This is a genomic window from Coprococcus sp. AF16-22, from assembly GCF_003461545.1.
Classification (GTDB): Bacteria; Bacillota; Clostridia; order Lachnospirales; family Lachnospiraceae; genus Coprococcus; species Coprococcus aceti.
In genome coordinates, this window is record NZ_QTXH01000022.1 from 1 (window position 1) to 261 (window position 261).

The 261-nt window shown below is 40.6% G+C and carries 1 protein-coding gene; it reads right to left on the bottom strand.

The annotated features are described in order from the left end of the window. The coding region (locus DWW60_RS13200; protein ID WP_199414468.1) for a hypothetical protein at nucleotides 1–261 on the bottom strand (261 nt) is incomplete at both ends.

The following is a 261-nucleotide window of genomic DNA, read 5'->3' on the forward strand; positions in this document are numbered from 1 at the left end:
CTGGTCTCATACCATGGAGTTTCAGCATATAGGTTGCACAGAGTCTGTCCAGATGCCTCGAATTTTTCATTACATTCTTTATACAGATCGTATGCCTCATCCAGAATCTTCTTCAGAGTTCCAAGCCGATCATATTCGTCTACCAGTTGAGCACGATATCTGTCCAGGGATGATATATCCAGGGATTCCGCCATCTTGCTTATGTATATTATATCTCTCTGACGTCTGATATCATCAATATACTGTCCAAGTGTATCATAT